A 16,819-nucleotide genomic window follows, 5' to 3' on the forward strand; every position below is an offset into this window, starting at 1 on the left:
CCCGCGGCTCGTGGGACGGGCACCTACGAGCGGCGCGCGGCGTCCCGGCCGCGGCCCTGTTCAGGTAGTCCTCCCCTCTGTTCTGCCCACCGGACGGCCCGCATTCACGTTTCCCCCGACCGGCCCTGGTCGTTGGGGGAGCGTGAACCAGACAGCGAAGAGCGCACGGGCCGGCTCGGCCGCCGTGCTGACATGGGCAGGACTGCTGACCGTGCTGGCCCTTCTGACCGGCTGCACCGACGCCCGGGAGGCCGTGTTCAACGGGAAGGGGCGATCCTCCGGCGACACGATCAGCGTCTTCCCCGAGGACGGCGCGAAGGACGTCGACGAGAAGACCCGCGTCGCGGTGAAGGTCCCCGACGGGCGGCTGGAGAGCGTGAAGGTCAGGCGGATCGAGGACGCGCGGCAGCAGACGGTGGCCGGGCGCCTCTCCGACGACGGGAGGTCCTGGAAGCCCGCCGCGGGGCGGCTCGCCCTCGCCGCGAAGTACAGCATCGACGCGGTGGCCGTGGACGGGGCCGGACGCCGCTCCGCCCGGCACACCACGTTCACCACACTCGTCCCCGAGCACCGCTTCATCGGGTACTTCAAACCGGAGAACCGGTCCACGGTGGGCACCGGCATGATCGTCTCCTTCTCCTTCAACCGCCCGATCGCCGACCGGGCCGCGGTGGAGAAGGCCATCCGGGTGACGTCCGATCCGGTGGTGGAGGTGTCCGGCCACTGGTTCGGCAAGGACCGGCTCGACTTCCGCCCGAAGGCGTACTGGAAGCCCGGTACGGAGGTCACCGTCGACATCGGGCTGCGCGACGTCGAGGGCGCCCCGGGGGTCTACGGCGGCCAGGACAAGACCGTCGTCTTCACGGTCGGCCGCTCCCAGGTCTCCCGGGTCGACGCCGAGGACAAGACCATGGAGGTGCGCCGGGACGGAGAGCTCGTGGACACGATCCCGATCACCGCGGGGGCCCCGAAGACGACCACGTACAACGGGAAGATGGTGGTCTCCGAGATGCACGAGGTGACCCGGATGAACGGCGCCACGGTCGGCTTCACGGACAAGAAGGGCAAGGGCGAGTACGACATCAAGGATGTGCCGCACGCGATCCGGCTCACCGAGTCCGGCACCTTCCTGCACGGCAACTACTGGGCCGACGAGTCCGTCTTCGGCGAGGAGAACGTCAGCCACGGCTGCGTCGGACTGCGCGACGCCAAGGGCGGCAGCGGCTCCACGCCCGGCGGCTGGTTCTTCGACCGGACCCTGATCGGCGACGTGGTCGAGGTGGTCAACTCCCGGGACAAGAAGGTCGCGCCGGACAACGGACTCAGCGGCTGGAACCTCGGCTGGAAGAAGTGGAAGGCCGGGTCCGCCCTGCGGTGAGGCCCCGGGCCCGGACCGCGGACCCCGGGCCCGTGTCCCCGCCCCTCCTTCCCCCGGGCCCCGCCCCTCCTCCCGGCCCCCCGCGCCACCTGCGCGGCTCCCCGGACCACTGGTACGGAACGGTGACATTCCGGAGGGAGTTCACCCCGCTCGCGATGTGATTATCTTGCGGCGGGCGCGCATGTTCGGCGCGCGGGGGTGCGGGCCATGGCGGGAGCCGGGCCCTGCGAGGGGAGACGACCACAGTGAACGGGCAGCCGATATCGGGGGCATCGGCCGGGGCGAGCGGGAAGCGGCGCGGCGGAACGGGGCTCCTGGCCCTGGTTCTGGGCGCATTGCTGTTGCTGGTGACGGCGTGCGGCGGCGGCGACGCCGGCGCGGGGGACGAGAAGGGGCCGGCGGGCAGCGCGAAGAGTGAGGACACGACCGCTTCGCAGGCGGTGGTGACCATCGCGCCCGAGGACGGCGCGGAGTCCGTGGCGACCAGCGGTGCGCTGAAGATCGGCGCCACGCAGGGCAAGCTGACCACGGTGAAGGTCTCCGACCCCAAGGGCAACGAGGTCGAGGGGGAGATCGCGGCCGACGGCGCGAGCTGGACGCCCGAACGGCACCTCGCCGCCGCCACGAAGTACGCGGTGCACGCGGTGGCGAAGGACGCGGAGGGACGTGAGTCGGCGAAGGACACCACCTTCACCACGCTCGTCCCGGCGAACACCTTCATCGGCCACTACACGCCCGAGGACGGTTCCACCGTCGGGGTCGGCATGCCGGTCTCCATCAACTTCACCCGGGGCATCACCGACCCCGACGCGGTGGAGCGGGCGATCAAGGTGACGGCCGAGCCGGCCGTCGAGATCGAGGGCCACTGGTTCGGGAACGACCGTCTCGACTTCCGCCCGGAGAAGTACTGGGCGGCGGGCACCAAGGTGACCGTCGACCTCAACCTCGACGGCGTCGAGGGCCGGCCGGGCGTCTACGGCAAGCAGGCCAAGAAGGTGTCGTTCACCATCGGCCGCAGCCAGATCTCGACCGTCGACGCGAGCGCGAAGCGGATGAAGGTGGTCCGCGACGGCAAGCAGATCAAGGACATCCCGATCTCCGCGGGCGCACCGGCGACGACCACGTACAACGGTCAGATGGTCATCAGCGAGAAGCTGAAGGTGACCCGGATGAACGGCGACACCGTGGGCTTCGGCGGCGAGTACGACATCAAGGACGTGCCGCACGCCATGCGGCTGTCGACGTCGGGCACCTTCCTGCACGGCAACTACTGGGGCGCGTCCTCCATCTTCGGCAACTCCAACACCAGCCACGGCTGTGTCGGTCTGCGGGATGTGCGCGGCGGCTACGACAACCAGACGCCGGCGGCCTGGTTCTACAACAAGTCGCTGATCGGCGACGTGGTCATCGTGAAGAACTCGAAGGACAAGCAGATCGCCCCGGACAACGGCCTCAACGGCTGGAACATGGACTGGGAGGAGTGGAAGAAGTAGGGCTTCCTTCCGCTCCCCGATCGACCGGGCGGGCCCGGTGCTGTGACCAACGGCACCGGGCCCGTCGGCGTTAGCGGTGGTTAACCTCTTGGCATGACTGTGACTCTCGAAGTACGCGACGGTGTCGGCACGATCCTCCTGGACCGGCCGCCCATGAACGCCCTGGACGTGGCGATCCAGGACCGGCTGCGGGAACTGGCCGAGGAGGCGACCCGGCGCGAGGACGTGCGGTCGGTGATCCTCTACGGCGGCGAGAAGGTGTTCGCGGCGGGCGCGGACATCAAGGAGATGCAGGCGATGGACCACACGGCGATGGTTCTGAGGTCCAAGGGCCTCCAGGACGCCTTCACCGCCGTCGCCCGCATCCCCAAGCCGGTCGTCGCCGCCGTCACCGGTTACGCGCTCGGCGGCGGCTGCGAACTGGCGCTCTGCGCCGACTTCCGGATCGCCGCGGACAACGCCAAGCTCGGCCAGCCGGAGATCCTCCTCGGACTCATCCCGGGCGCGGGCGGCACCCAGCGGCTCGCCCGGCTGATCGGCCCCTCCCGCGCCAAGGACCTCATCTTCACCGGCCGCATGGTCAAGGCGGAGGAAGCCCTCACGCTCGGGCTCGTCGACCGGGTGGTCCCGGCCGCCGAGGTCTACGAGCAGGCGCACGCCTGGGCCGCCGCGCTGGCCAAGGGGCCGGCGCTGGCACTGCGCGCGGCCAAGGAGTCGATCGACGCCGGACTGGAGACGGACCTCGACACCGGGCTCACCATCGAGCGGAACTGGTTCTCCGGCCTGTTCGCGACCGAGGACCGCGAGCGGGGGATGCGCAGCTTCGTGGAGGAGGGGCCGGGCAAGGCCACATTCGGCTGACGGGTAGTCGGAACGGGTGGCCCGGTAGTCGGGTCGGATGGTCCTGCGCGGGGAGTTCATCCGTCAGAGCGGATTATCCGGGCCTTAAGGCAACCTTAAGGCCCGGTAGCGTCTCCGGCCGGGTCGTCCTCCCGAGGTAGGGCATCGTCGCAGCTCAGCAGGGCCGTCCGAGGTGTTGCCCTGCCAGAGGCATATGCCAAAAGCCTTCCGTGGGGCGGGTCGTCCCGGGGTGCGGATTCCCCCGGAACGGCCCCGGGGGGCGATCCGTGCGGCCATGATGGTGGGCATGGCGGGCTTGGAGGGTGTGGATCAGCCGCGACCGCGCAGCAGCGCGACCGCGGCACGCTGGACATCGACCATGGATGACGAACAGGCGTTCAAGGCGCTGGAGTTGTTCGGAAATCCGACGGAGGGGGAGGTCCGGCTGCCGTCCCGTCCGGAGTCGGCGGCGACGGCACGGCGCATCACCTCCTGCGTCGTCCTCCGCCAGTGGGCGCTCTCGCCCCAGACCGCCGAGTACGCGGTGCTCCTCGTCTCCGAACTCGTGGGCAACGCGGTGCGCCACACCGGGGCCCGGGTCTTCGGGTTACGGATGGTCCGCCGCCGGGGCTGGATCCGCGTCGAGGTGCGCGACCCCTCGCGCGGACTGCCGTGTCTGATGCCGGTGCGGGAGATGGACATCAGCGGGCGGGGGCTCATGCTCGTCGACAAGCTCTCCGACCGCTGGGGTGTGGATCTGCTGCCGCGCGGCAAGACCACCTGGTTCGAGATGCGCATCTCCGACCGCTGACCGGCCACCCCGCCCCCCTGCTCCGGATGCGCAGAAGCCCCCGGTCGGCCGTGGTGCGGCGCTGCGGGGGGCTTCTGTCGGGGGCCGCGGAATGGGGGGTGTGTCCACGGCCGCTCATGACGACCGGTGCCCGGGTCAATGGGGGTCGTGGCTCCGACTATGGCAGACGGGCGACCCCGGTGCCAAAGCGACTTGTCGGGATATACATGGAACAAGCGGGCATTCGCCGGTTGAATCGCAGGTGTGCTCGGTCACTCGCCTGGCATTCAATGCATTCTTATGGCACCGCTTGAATGATTCATTGATCATCTGCTGAAGTGCCCAATCACCCCAATTCGCTCGGCGCGCCCCTACTGTGTCCCCGGAAACCGGTGGAACCCGTGGAACGCGAGGTGGTCGGGCATGGACGGACACAGGGCCCCGATGGGCCGCCGAAACGCGCTGGGAGCCGGGGCCGGGGCGCTGGCCGCCGCCCTCGCCGCAGGGTGCGCCCGGAGCGACGGGGCGGGCGGAGCCGGCGGGCCCGCGGCCGTCACCCGCCCACCCGGCACATCGTCCGCCACCACCGCCTCCGGCACCCCGGGCCCGACCGTCACCGCCGCCGTGACTCCGTCCCCCGCCGCCTCCCGGGCCGCCGCCCCCGCTCCCCGCGCCTTCCCCGGGCTGCCCTTCCGGATCGCGCACGGCCCCCGGGACCGGCCCCGCGTCGCCCTCACCTTCGACGGGCGGGGCGATCCGGACCTCGCCCGCGCCGCACTCGCCCGGTGCGAACAGGCCGGGGCGCACGTCACGGTGCTCGTGGTCGGCGCCTGGCTCGCCGACCACCCCGGCCTGGCCCGCCGGATCCTCGACGGGGGCCACGAGATCGGCAACCACACCGAGCACCACCTCGACCTCGCCTCCCTGGACGAGCGCGCGGCGTACGAGGAGATCGCCGCGTGCGCCCGGCGGCTGCGCCGGCTCACCGGGTCCATCGGTGCCTGGTTCCGCCCGTCGCCCACCGCGTACGCCTCCCCGCTCCTCCAGCGCCTCGCCCAGCGGGCCGGCTACCCCCATGTCCTCGGCTGCGACGTGGAGTCGCTCGACCACGCGGCCACCCGCGTCGCCACGGTCACCCGGAAGGTCGCGGGGGAGCTGCGCAACGGTTCGGTGGTGGAGCTGAGTCTCGGCCGCCCGGTCACCGTCGACGCGCTGCCGCTGCTTCTCGCCGAGATCGGCCGCCGCGGGCTGCGCGCGGTGACGGCCACGGAGCTGCTGGGCCGACCGGCCGCCGATGTCACCCGGACGGCCCGATAATCTGACCCCTGACATTCGGCATCACGAAGGGGCGGAACAGTGGCGGACATCGAGTCGGCGCGGACGGCATTCGAGCGGTTCGACAGGGACGGCGACGGGCTCATCACGGCCAACGAGTACAAGAGCGCGATGGCCCAGTTGGGCGACCCCTTCGTCACCGAGACGGTGGCGCAGGCGATCATCAACTCCCACGACGGCAACGGTGACGGCATGCTCACCTTCGACGAGTTCTGGGCCTCGCAGAACAAGGCCTGAGCCGGCGGGCAAGGCCTGAGCCCCCGGGCAAGGCCTGATCCGCCTCGGCGGCCGGTCCCGTGCCTTCGGGGTCCGGCCGCCGCCATGTCGTGTCCGTGTCCACCGGCGAGGACCGGGCCGTGACGTTCACCGGCCCCCTCCCGGCCCGACCGCGCTATCGGGCCTCGCGGCGGCCTGTGCGGTACGGCTTCCAGCCGCGCAACTCGTCGTCGCGCGGGGCCAGGACCAGCTCCGGCGCCCCCGGGCCGAAGACCGTCACGGGCCGCCGCGCGTCCCAGGACGGCCACCCGGGGTCCCCGTCGGTCACGAAATCGACCCACGCCCGGTGCATCGCGTCCGCCAGTTCCTGCGGGGCGTCGGGGCCGGTCAGGGCCATCGTGTCGGGGTGGGCGAGCGTGTCGAAGACGAAGCCCAGCTCCAGCGCGTGACAGGCGCCGAGGCGCTGTACGGGGGTGGGCCAGCCGAACTCGTACACGTACGTGGCACCCGGCGCGTGCGTCCGGGCATCGGCCAGCCGGTTGAGCGGGACCCGCAGCAGCAGGTCCGTCGCGAGCGCGCCGAGGAGCTCGCCGGGGGTGGCGTCCGGGCGGTTGGCGCGGTAGGTGCGGGCCGTGGCGCCCGGCACCCTGAACCTCAGCAGGGCGAGGCGGAGCCGCGGCTCGCTGATCTTCTCGGTGAGGCCGCCGGGTACGAACCAGAGCCGGTACTCCTCGGTGTTCGAGCCCAGCAGCAGATCGATCCCGGCGGACGCGCCCGCGTGCAGCGCCTCCACGGGGTCGTGGGGCAGCAGTTCGCCGTCCACGACCACCTGGAAGGAGCTGCGGCCGGTCAGCGGGTTCCCGCCGCTGGTGACCTCTGTCTGCGCGGTCAGCAGCGCCTCGGGGTCCACGGCGGCCAGCGCGGCGGCTGTCGCGGGCACCCCGAGCCGCTTCGCGATCAGCTCGGTCGTCCCGCGCGCACCGTCGGCCGGCAGCGCGGCGGGCGCCCCGCTCTGGAGCACCGCCCGCCGCAGCAGCCCCGCCGAACGGGGCGAGGCCAGCAGGGCGGCGACGCCGACCGCCCCCGCCGACTCCCCGGCCACCGTCACCCGGCCCGGGTCGCCGCCGAACGCCGCGATGTTGTCGCGCACCCACTCCAGGGCGGCCAGCTGGTCCAGGAGCCCCCGGTTGGCGGGCGCGTCCGGGAGGACCCCGAAGCCCTCGACGCCCAGGCGGTAGTTGACCGAGACGAGGACCACCCCGTCCCGGGCGAACGCGGACCCGTCGTACACCGGCACCGCCGAGGAGCCGTGTATCAGCGAGCCGCCGTGGATCCAGACGAGCACCGGCAGCCCGGCCGTGCTCCGCTCCGGCGACGGCGTCCACACATTGAGGTTCAGGCAGCCGTCGCCCGGCACCGCCGGATCCGGCAGCAGCCGGTCCAGCGGCGGGGCGTAGGGCCGCTTCGGGGCGGTCGGACCGAACGCCACGGCCTCGCGCACCCCCGTCCACGGCTCGGGGGGAGCGGGCGCGCGGAACCTGCGCGCGCCCACCGGCGGAGCCGCGTACGGGATGCCGCGGAAGACCGCGACGCCCCGCTCCACCGCACCGCGCACGGTGCCGTGCACGGTCCGCACCAACGGGGGAGTCCCCGCCACGATGTCGGACATGACGCGTGCCCACCCCTCTCGCGGTGCGGTGGCCCGGGCGGCTACTTCAGGTAGACCAGCCCGTCCGTGGTCAGCGCCGGGCGGCCCTTGGTTCCGACGACCACGATCTTGACCGTGTGCTTGGCGCTGGAGGACCAGGACTTCGTCCAGATCGCCTGCCGGTACTTCGTGGCGGAGGACTTCAGGTCCACCGTGGCGGCCTTCTTCCCGTCGACGTAGACGTATGCCTGCCCCGAGGTGGCGGCCCGCGACACCACCCACGCGGCTGACCGCCCGGTGAACGTCCAGGTCAGACTGGCGCCCTTGGTGCTGCTGGAGTACGACTTGCCGCCCAGGTAGCTGCCGGAGGACTTCGTGGTCCACTTACCGCTCTTCTTGGCGGCGGACTCCTGGAGGATCACCGGGGTGCGGGTGACCGAGGCGGCGGCCGTGTTGCCCGCGCGGTCGTACGCCGTCATCTTCCAGGCGGTCGCCTTGGCGGACTTCGCGGTGTGCGAGGCGCTGCTCGTGGTCGGGCCGTAGGTCTTCCCGACGGGGGCGGTGAGCCGGACCTCCTTGAGGGAGGCGGCGTCGGTGGCCTTCCACTTCAGGGTGAGCGGGACCGCGCTGGTGTTCACCGTGCCGGTGCGCAGGGTGAGGGCCGGCTTGGTGGAGAAGACCGGCGCCGCGATGTCGGCGACCACGGTCGCCGCCGGCGACAGGGTGGTCTTCCCCGACTGGTGGGTGGCCCGGACCTGCACGGAGTGCTTGCCGGCGGCGAGGGTGGCCGGGGCGGAGGTGACGTTGCCCTTGACCGAGGCCACCGGCTTTCCGCCGACGAGCAGCTCGTATCCCTTGACGAAGGAGGACGGCGTGGCCGCCTTCCAGCCGACGGTGATCTTCGACCGGGTGTAGTACGTGGAACCGGAGGCGTTCGCGCCGGTCACCGAGGTGATGCTGAGCCCGGTGACGGGGCCGGCGGCCAGGGAGCGGATGGCGGGGAGCTGCTGGTAGAGGGAGAGGCCGGGGCACTCGGTGGCGAACCCGTCCCGGTGCCCGGAGATCCGGGGGAAGGCGTACTGCTGTCCGGCGACGAACGCCTTGTGGGCCAGGTTCTTGCCGTTCGCCCCGGCGGTGAGCTGGACGGTACCGGCCGGGTCACCCTTGTACTGGCCGAGCTTCCACGCGGCGACACGGGCGACCGAGGTGGTCGCGGCGGTCGCGGCCTTGGTGTCGGTGTACATGCCGATCACGGCGATGCCGGTGGTGTCCCGGTTGAACCCGTAGGTGTGCGCTCCCATCACGGGCCGGTCCACACCGCCCTTGCGGCCCTCGAAGACCGTGCCGCACTTGTCGACGATGAAGTTGTAGCCGAGGTCCTTCCAGCCGTTCGACTTCACGTGGTACGTGTGCAGACCGCGCACGATGGCCGCGGAGTCGGCGCAGGAGTACGCGTTCGTCTGCGCCGTGTGGTGGACGAAGACGGCCTTGACCTGGGCCAGGTAGTCGGGCGCCTCGGTGCTGAGCGACTCGTCCGCCTTCCAGGCCGCCCGGGAGACGATCGGCGGCTGCGGAGCGGTGGACGGCGGCGCGGGCGGGAGCGTCGGCGACGGTGAGCCGGTGGGCGTCGTCGGCGAAGCGGACGGCGCCGGGCTTTCGGTGCTCGGGCTCGGTGTGGGGCTCGGCGGCGCCGGGGTCTCGGTGGTCGGGGTGGGCGACGGCTCGTCCGTGGGCTCCTCGACCGGCTCCTCCGTGGGCGGGGTGGCCGACGGCTCCTGGCCGGGCGTGGGTTCCCCGGAGGGGGTCTCCTCCACGGCGAACGCGGCCGGTTCGGCGGCGAGCGGGGCGGGGTCGCCGCCCGGGTCGACGGTGTCGAGCCGCAGCCCCTCGGGCAGCCCGGCCCGGACGCCGTCACCGGCCCGGACGCGGACCTCGACGCCGTTGGAGGGGCCGACCCAGCGGGGTTCGGTGGTGCCGCGGACGCCGGACCGGCCGGTCTCGGTGCGCCCGTCGATCTCGGTGTCCAGGGGCAGCCAGCCGGTCCATTCGCCGGTGGCGGCGGACCGGGTACGGGCCTCGACGCTCCCCGTCACCCGGGCGGCGGGATCGGTCCAGGTGACGCCGAGCAGACTGAACGGCTCGGTGTCGCGCCGCGCGAGCGACGCGGAGCCGCCGTCGGCCGAGGTCTTCAGCGCGGTCCGGTGCACATCGGCCTTCACCGGGGCGGACTTGGCGTCCGCCGCCCGCCCGTCGCGGTCGGAGTCGGAGGTGCCGGTCACGCCCTGGAACACCAGGACACCTGCCACGGCCGCCGTGGTGACGGCGGCCGTGGTCCACATTCTTCGTTGTGCTCTCACGTGTGATTCCCCGGGGACGACGCTGACTGGAGGGCAGGGCATTCCGACCGGTCAGTCGCTGACCGGGGGCACGGCGTTTCCGTCGGCCCGGTCGGTGGGGCGACCCGGGACATGCTTGCGGGCCTCAGTCTTCCATGCGACCGGACCGGACATCACCCCACCCGCCCGGTCCGGCGCGAACGTTCGGGACCGGTCGGGGACCGGTTGGGGACCGGTTCGGGGCTGGTTAGGGACCGGTTGAGGGACGTTCGGGAACGGTTGGGGAAGCGTTCGGGGCCGGGCCGGGAACGTTCGACCGGTCACGACGGCCCGGGGGACCGGCTCTCCCGTGCCCCCGTGCCCCCGTGCCCCCGGGCCGGGAGAGCCGATCCCCGGGCCGTTGGAGCCGCGCGGGGGCGGTCCTCGCCGGGCGGGTCGTTCAGGCGGCGAAGTACTGGGACAGCGAGTCCCGTTCGTCCAGCTCCACCAGATCCGGGCGGGTGTAGCGCTCGGCGCGCGCGTGGTAGTCGAAGTCGCCCCGTACGAGTCCCCGGTAGTCCTTCATGCACCGCTCCAGAGCTGCCCGGGTCGGGCCGTCGATGCCCGCCGCCTCGATTTCCTCGACCAGTTCCTTTTCCGCCCGTTGCACCCGCTCGGCAATCCGTGCCAGTTGAATACCGGCCTCGTCGACGGCCTCCTGCAGGGCGCAGCCCCGGTCGCGCTGAATCAGCCGTACGGCGTTGTGCTCGTAGCCGAGAGCGGCTTCCTTCTCGAAGGAGCAGATGTCGTTGCAGAGCCCGGAATGATCGGTGACCGCGTTCCGCAGGGCGATATAGGCGGGGAGGCTCCGGGCGGAATCCGGGAGGTCGATTCCGGCGGCGATCTCGTGCAGGCAGAGAAAGGGCTGCATGGCGACCGAATCCCGCCGGTGCTTGGCGAATTCGGCCCGGCTCGGCACCTGCCCGGCGGCGCGCTCGACGGCCTCGGCGTAGTAGGTCCACAGCCAGGCGGCGGTGTCCCGCCGGAACTGCCGGTTCCACTGCGGCGACCGCCCGCGGCAGGTGCGGTCCCGCAGCCCGGCGAGCGACCGCTCCATCGGCCCGTGCGGTGCGGCGCCGTCGAGGACGTCCACCAGACGGGTGATCGCCCTCTCGCACATCAGCGGATCGCGTCCGGCCGGGCCGTCGTCGAACTCGTCGTCCACCAGGAAGGCCCAGAAGAGCCATTGACAGAACAGGTCGAGATGTTCCTGCGTGGCCTGCGGGAAGATGAGGGAGATCCATAGTTCCGGGCGGGTCCGGATCATTTTCTTACGGGCCGGTACGGAGAGGTCGAGCCCTTCGGCTTCGGCCCATTCCCAGGCGGCCGCACGGGTTTCCGCCAGGCCTGGATTGCATCCAGCGCTCTGGAACGGCATGTGAAACGCAGGTAACGTGATCTGGCTCATTGCTGCCCCTCGTCTGATGAATACGGGCGGACGATATGAACGACGCGTTCCGGGTGACCGGGCAGGGGACGGGCCCGTCGGCCGGCGTCGACCGAAAGCCCGGAGACCGGGCGACGGACGACGTACGAGGTGGGAGGGCCATCGCTGTCCTCCTTCCTCCGCCGGGAGCCGGGGCGCCGGGGCAGGGTCGGCGAGCCGGTGGGTGGGCGCGTCACCTTGGGTGATGCCCAGTCAACCCCGGGTGGGGGTGCGGAGGGAAGCCATATGTGACCGAAAATGTTTGATCGTCAATAACTCTCCGGTCGCTGAAGGGTAGTTGGTGAACTCGCGGGGCCCTCGGCGTGGCGGCGGCCGAACGGGGCCGGGCGTGTCGAGTGAAGGGCGGAATGACGGCTTCCGGCTCGGGCGCGCCTGCTCACGTGCGCTTGAAGAACTCGATCTCGCCGACCGCGATCGGCCGCCCCTCGCCCTGCCCGACCGCCTCCCGCAGCACCAGCCGGACGGAGACGACGTCGCTGATGCCCAACCGTGTCTCCTGCTTGCCGGGCTTGTCGTTGAAGGTCACCGTCTTCTTGTGGACCTTGTCGTCCTTCGTGGTGACGATCAGCTCCGCCCGGGTCGGCCGCGCGCCCCGCCGGAACTCCTGGGGCTCCTTCGACACACCGGTGTGCACCACGACGCCGACCAGCCGGAACGGCGTCCCGAACGAGGAGGTCAGCGACGCGCCGAGTGCGGGGGCGCCCCAGTACTTGTTCGTCAGGCTGTCGAACGCCGCGCTCGCCGGGTGACCGGGGGCCGAGGCGCTGGCGGTCACCCCGGTGGGGCTGATCTCCCGCGTGCCGCCGAGCTTGTCCCGGACGTCCTCGTAGACGTAGCGCCCCAGGGGGAAGAACAGGAAGCCCGCGACCAGCAGTCCGGCCACGACCAGGACCAGGAGCGTCCGCCGCAGCGCCCGGCCCGAGCCCCCGCGCACCCGGCGGCGGAACGGCCACACGGTGCGCCACCACGGCAGGGCGGCGGGCTGTTCCCGGGTCCGGAGCGGAGCGGCGCACCGCCGGCAGAACTGCCGCCCCGGGAGGTTCGGCGTGCCGCAGGCCGGGCAGGGCGGACCGTCCGGCGTCTCGTCCGCCTCCACCGGCCGCACGACGGGCCGCCGGGCCACGGGCTTGGCCGGCCGGACCGCCCCGACCGGTTCGTTCTCCTCGTCCACCTCGGGCGTACTCCGGGAAGCCGGTGCGGAAAGCGGGACTCCGGGGCGTACGGGAGCGGGAGCGGGCCGCACCGGAGGCACGGGCGGCGTCGCCGGTACGGGGGCGGGAGCGGCGGGCCGCGCGGGCGCGGGAGTCGGCCGGGGCGGCGTCGGCGGCTGCTCGGGGCGTGCGGGAGGTTCGGGGCGTTCCGGGGACGCCGGTCCGGGGCGCGGCGGCTGTTCGCGCTGGTCCGGGGCGTCGGGGGCGGGGCGCGCCGGTGGGCCGGACCGCTGCGAAGGCGGAGCCGACGGCGCGGGTGCCGGAGTGGGCGTGGGTGAGGACGTGGGCGCGGGCGCGGGAGTGGGGCGCGCCGGCCGTGCGGGCGGGCCCGGGTCCGGTGCGGGCGTCGTCGTCGGTGACGGCGACGGTCCGGCCGGTTCCGGCTGCGGCACGGGCCCGCCCTCCGCGACCGGTGCCTCCGCCTCCACCGGCCCGGGGACCGGCTTCGGGACCGGCCCAGCCTTCGGCTCCGGCTCCGGCTCCGGGACCGGGACCGGTCCAGCCTCCGGCTCCGGCTCCGGAGCAGCCGTTCGCGTCGGCCGCGCGGGCTGGGAGGACCAGCCCAGGTAGCCGCCGCAGTTGCCGCAGAAGTCGTCACTCTCGCCGTTGGCCGTACCGCACGCCGGGCACGAACGCATCACGTCAGCTTCCTGTCTGTTCGGGCTCTCCGGGCGGGCCCGGCAGGACCTCCACCCGGCAGGTGAGGTGGACGGGGCACGAAGCGGCTGCGACGTCCAGGACGCGCCGGGCGTCCACCGCGACGCCCTCGCGCACCGGCCAGACCCGGACGAGCAGTTCACCGGTGGGCGGCGGCGGGAGCGTCGTGCCCGGCTCGGCCGACCAGGTGGCGCCCCCGCCGTCCCGGACGTCCGCGTGCACACCGCAGCAGAGCCGCAGCCGCTCGATCAGACCCCGCCGCGTGCCGCGCCACCGGTGCAGCTCCACGGCGCGCGCGACGACGGCCCGGCGCAGCTCGACCGGCCACGCCGGATCGGCCTCGACGCCCACCCAGGACGCCAGCCAGGGCAGGAAGTCGGCCGGGGCCAGCGACGGGTCGAAGTACGCGGGCAGGTTGTCCAGGGTGGACAGGACCGGGGCCAGCACCGTGTCCAGGCCCGCCGTGAACCGCTGGGCCAGGTCGTCGTCCGCGTAGAGGGCGGGCAGCAGCTCGCCGATCGGGTACCGGCTGGGCAGCCCGGGTATCGCGGCCCGCGTCATACGCCCTCACCGGCCCCGTTCGCGGTGACCACCACCTGGTGCTGGTGCGAGAAGACCAGGGCTCCGGGCGCCACGTCGATACGGTCCACCGCCGCCCCGCGCCGTCCGGTGATCGGGTCGGCCGGGAACAGCCGGACGTCCTCGACCAGACCGGCTCCCTCCACACTCTGGAGCACGGCGAAGACCTCCCCGTACTGCACGGGCCTGCCGAACGGCCACCCCCGGCCGTCCGCCCCGCCCCGCAACGGGTCGATGTGCCGGAACAGCGCCTCCAGCGCCTGGGTCCGGACCCGGTCCACGTCGCCGGGCGCGGCCACCAGCCGGGCGACGACGGTGACGCCCTGGTAGGCGGGCGGTTCCACGACCAGCCGGGTGCCGACCAGCCGCCGTTCGTCGAGCCGTTCGGTGACCGCCGCGAGCACCGGGTCCGAGGGGATCAGCTGCTCGAACCGCAGCTGCCCGTCCTCGTCGGCGACCGCGTCGGGCACCACCAGCACCCGTACCGCACCGGCCTCGCCCGCCACGGCCGGCAGGCACCGCACCCGGCGCAGCGACGGCGCGGCCTCCCGGGCGATGACCTCGTAGTCCTCGGCCGTCACGGCCCGCTCCTGCACCCGCAGGATGTTGGGCGCGCGCACCTTCGCGTTCTCCACGGTCTCCCCGTCGACCCCGCCGGTCGCCGCCTCACGGTTGTTGACGCCCGCGACGTACGGCACCGAACTGCGCAGCACGGAGATCGCGCCCCGCGCGACGTTGCCCGCCGCGCCGCCGCCCGTCCGGTAGCGCGGGACGCGGAGCTGGGCGCCCTTCTCCGGCACCGCGCCGTACGCGCGCATCGTGCCGTCCGGCTCCCGCACCTCCGGCGGGAACGCGAACTCCCCGGCCACGGCGTCGATCCGCACGTGCCGGTCACCGGGGCCGGACGCGCCGAAGTGCTCGACCGGGGTCCACACCTGCCAGCCCTCGTCGGTCGAGACCTGGACGACCGGCGGCTCCCCGTCCAGCAGCAGCGGCGCCCGGCTCACCGAGAACCGCTGCCCGGCGACGCCCTCGGACACCCCGAGGGGCACGTCGAGGACGGTCTCCGCGTGCTCCGCCGCCGCCGTGCCGCCGACCGTGAACACCTCGGCCTCCCGGATCGTCGGCGACTCCGAGTAGAACGGCTGGCCCGGCTCCGGAGCGGTGACCCGGCAGCGCAGCCACCCCGCCCGGGTCCCCGCCACGACGGAGGGCGTGTGCCCGGCCGGGACGAACACGACGACCTCACCGGGCCTGTTCAGCCCGCCGGTGCTGTCGGTGCCGGTCGCACACGTCACCCAGCGGGCCCCGTCCCACGCCTCCCACACCAGCGGCGGCTGACGCGGGTCGACGCCCACGCCCTCCACCCGGCTGTCGAGGCGGACGGCGACGATGCACCGGGGCACGGCCGTCGGCAGCCCGAACAGCAGGGCGTCGCCGGGCTCCGGCCGGGCCTGGAAGCACGGGATGTCCTTGCCCGCGCCGAGCGGCCCGGTCCGGTCCGTCTGGTCGCCCGACACCGGCGCGGTCACCAGCCGGACCAGCGAACTCGGCACGATCGGCAGATCCTCGGAGGTGGAGAACACCACCGGCTCCTCGGCCTCCCCACGGGCGGTGGCGACCTCGGTGCCCGCGAGGAGGTGCACGGTCTCCGGCTGCGGCGCGGACAGCCAGAAGTCGATCTCGGCCCGCGCCACGGCAGGCGGGAACAGGGTCACGCCCAGCAGGTCGAGGAAGGCCGCGTAGTTCTTGTCCGGCACCCGGTTCAGCCGGTACAGCAACTGGTCGACCAAGTACGCGAACGTCTCGATCAGCGTGACCCCGGGGTCCGACACATTGTGGTCGGTCCACTCGGGGGAGCGCTGCTGGACGTACCGCTTGGCCTCGTCGACGAGCTGCTGGAAACGCCGGTCGTCCAGGTTGGGCGAAGGCAGGGCCATCAGCGCACTCCCGCTTCCCGGGCGGCCCCGGAGGAGCCCTCGGACGAGCCCTCCGACGACGGGATCGTGTAGAAGGGAAAGACGAGGTTGCGCAGGTCGTTGGTGGCCCGCACGGTGTAGTGCACGTCGATGTAGAGCGTGCCCTCCTCGATGGCGTCGAACGCGATCGCCACGTCCGTCACCTCGATGCGCGGCTCCCACCGCTCCAGCGAGGTGCGGACCTCCTGGGCGATCCGCCCGGCCGTCGCTCCGTCGCCGGGCGCGAAGACGTAGTCGTGGATGCCGCAGCCGAACTCCGGACGCATCGGCCGCTCGCCCGGCGCGGTGCCGAGGATCAGGCCGATCGCCTCCTCGATCTCCCGGTCCCGCTCGACCAGGGCGATCCCGCCCGTCGGACCGACCCGCAGCGGGAAGCCCCAGCCGCGCCCGATGAATCCGCCGCCGCTCACATCGGGCCCCCGATCAGGACGTTCGGCGCACCGCTGATGATGGGCGCGCCGCAGCTCGTCCTGTCCGTCATCCGGGCGGCGGGCAGCCCGCCGATGAGCACCTGACCGGTGAGCGCGCCGGCCGGGTTGGGCATGATCACGTTGCCCGGCCCGAGCAGGGCGTGCGGAGGGATGACGCACACATGGAGGCTCCCGGTGACGGCCGCAGGCCGGCCGCCGATGAACACGGTGGCCACGGCCACCGCACCCGGGGGCGGGGTGCCGATGAGGCCGCCGTGGGCGGTGCTGTCGCCCGTGCGGGCTGCGGGGGGCATGGCCGGGGTTCTCCTTGCTGTGAAAGGGACTTCGGGGCAATCGGACGTCGGGACGGTCGGGCTTCGGCGCCATCGGTCGTCGGGGCGGTCAGGGTCCGGGGGATCGGACGGTGAGACGGTCGGGATTCGGGGTGATCGGGCCGCGGG

General features: G+C 72.9%; 15 protein-coding genes. 7 read left to right on the forward strand and 8 right to left on the reverse strand.

What is annotated here, in order from left to right; translation table 11 throughout:
- Positions 1–142: 142 nt before the first annotated feature.
- From PSQ21_RS26045 to PSQ21_RS26070, 6 genes are all read left to right on the forward strand, one after another.
- Complete coding sequence (locus PSQ21_RS26045; RefSeq protein WP_274033467.1) at positions 143–1,378, forward strand: L,D-transpeptidase; 1,236 nt, start codon at positions 143–145, stop codon at positions 1,376–1,378.
- 245 nt (positions 1,379–1,623) lie between these two features.
- Complete coding sequence (locus PSQ21_RS26050; protein WP_274033469.1) at positions 1,624–2,871, forward strand: L,D-transpeptidase; 1,248 nt, start codon at positions 1,624–1,626, stop codon at positions 2,869–2,871.
- Positions 2,872–2,964: 93 nt separating this feature from the next.
- Positions 2,965–3,732 (forward strand): enoyl-CoA hydratase/isomerase family protein, encoded by a 768-nt coding sequence (locus PSQ21_RS26055; RefSeq protein WP_274033470.1) that lies wholly within the window; start codon positions 2,965–2,967, stop codon positions 3,730–3,732.
- Between the two features lie 274 nt (positions 3,733–4,006).
- Positions 4,007–4,522: an ATP-binding protein gene (locus PSQ21_RS26060; RefSeq protein ID WP_274033471.1), complete on the forward strand. Its 516-nt coding sequence runs from the start codon at positions 4,007–4,009 to the stop codon at positions 4,520–4,522.
- A gap of 402 nt (positions 4,523–4,924) precedes the next feature.
- Positions 4,925–5,818 carry a polysaccharide deacetylase family protein gene (locus tag PSQ21_RS26065; protein WP_274033473.1) on the forward strand — a complete coding sequence of 298 codons (894 nt, stop codon included), beginning with the start codon at positions 4,925–4,927 and terminating at the stop codon, positions 5,816–5,818.
- Between the two features lie 39 nt (positions 5,819–5,857).
- On the forward strand, positions 5,858–6,073 hold the full coding sequence (locus PSQ21_RS26070; protein ID WP_274033474.1) for an EF-hand domain-containing protein: 216 nt from the start codon (positions 5,858–5,860) through the stop codon (positions 6,071–6,073).
- Positions 6,074–6,227: 154 nt separating this feature from the next.
- Here the strand turns inward: PSQ21_RS26070 and PSQ21_RS26075 are convergent, their stop codons facing one another.
- From PSQ21_RS26075 to PSQ21_RS26090, 4 genes are all read right to left on the reverse strand, one after another.
- Positions 6,228–7,721, reverse strand: coding sequence for a carboxylesterase/lipase family protein (locus tag PSQ21_RS26075; protein WP_274033475.1), 1,494 nt, complete (start codon positions 7,719–7,721; stop codon positions 6,228–6,230).
- A gap of 41 nt (positions 7,722–7,762) precedes the next feature.
- Complete coding sequence (locus tag PSQ21_RS26080; RefSeq protein ID WP_274033477.1) at positions 7,763–10,057, reverse strand: peptidoglycan recognition protein family protein; 2,295 nt, start codon at positions 10,055–10,057, stop codon at positions 7,763–7,765.
- A 418-nt stretch (positions 10,058–10,475) separates the two neighbouring features.
- Positions 10,476–11,453 carry a terpene synthase family protein gene (locus PSQ21_RS26085; protein WP_274033479.1) on the reverse strand — a complete coding sequence of 326 codons (978 nt, stop codon included), beginning with the start codon at positions 11,451–11,453 and terminating at the stop codon, positions 10,476–10,478.
- Positions 11,454–11,898: 445 nt separating this feature from the next.
- Complete coding sequence (locus PSQ21_RS26090) at positions 11,899–12,693, reverse strand: zinc ribbon domain-containing protein (protein WP_274033481.1); 795 nt, start codon at positions 12,691–12,693, stop codon at positions 11,899–11,901.
- Between the two features lie 310 nt (positions 12,694–13,003).
- Here PSQ21_RS26090 and PSQ21_RS26095 point away from each other — a divergent pair, with 310 nt between their 5' ends.
- The gene (locus PSQ21_RS26095; RefSeq protein WP_274033482.1) at positions 13,004–13,303 is read left to right on the forward strand and encodes a hypothetical protein; all 300 of its coding nucleotides are present in this window, start codon (positions 13,004–13,006) and stop codon (positions 13,301–13,303) included.
- A 72-nt stretch (positions 13,304–13,375) separates the two neighbouring features.
- Here PSQ21_RS26095 and PSQ21_RS26100 read toward each other — a convergent pair whose 3' ends face one another.
- Genes PSQ21_RS26100 through PSQ21_RS26115 form a run of 4 tightly spaced genes read right to left on the reverse strand, consistent with a single transcriptional unit; the run spans position 13,376 to position 16,672 of the window.
- Positions 13,376–13,951 (reverse strand): phage tail protein I, encoded by a 576-nt coding sequence (locus PSQ21_RS26100; protein WP_274033483.1) that lies wholly within the window; start codon positions 13,949–13,951, stop codon positions 13,376–13,378.
- Positions 13,948–15,909 carry a putative baseplate assembly protein gene (locus PSQ21_RS26105; protein ID WP_274033484.1) on the reverse strand — a complete coding sequence of 654 codons (1,962 nt, stop codon included), beginning with the start codon at positions 15,907–15,909 and terminating at the stop codon, positions 13,948–13,950. The genes PSQ21_RS26100 and PSQ21_RS26105 overlap by 4 nt, the downstream gene beginning before the upstream one ends.
- On the reverse strand, positions 15,909–16,358 hold the full coding sequence (locus PSQ21_RS26110) for a GPW/gp25 family protein (protein ID WP_274033486.1): 450 nt from the start codon (positions 16,356–16,358) through the stop codon (positions 15,909–15,911). The genes PSQ21_RS26105 and PSQ21_RS26110 overlap by 1 nt, the downstream gene beginning before the upstream one ends.
- A complete protein-coding gene (locus PSQ21_RS26115; protein WP_274033488.1) occupies positions 16,355–16,672 on the reverse strand; it encodes a PAAR domain-containing protein in 318 nt (105 codons plus the stop codon). Before PSQ21_RS26115 ends, PSQ21_RS26110 begins: the two co-directional genes overlap by 4 nt.
- Between the last annotated feature and the right edge of the window lie 147 nt (positions 16,673–16,819).

It is taken from the genome of Streptomyces sp. MMBL 11-1 (assembly GCF_028622875.1).
In the GTDB taxonomy this organism is placed as follows: Bacteria; Actinomycetota; Actinomycetes; order Streptomycetales; family Streptomycetaceae; genus Streptomyces.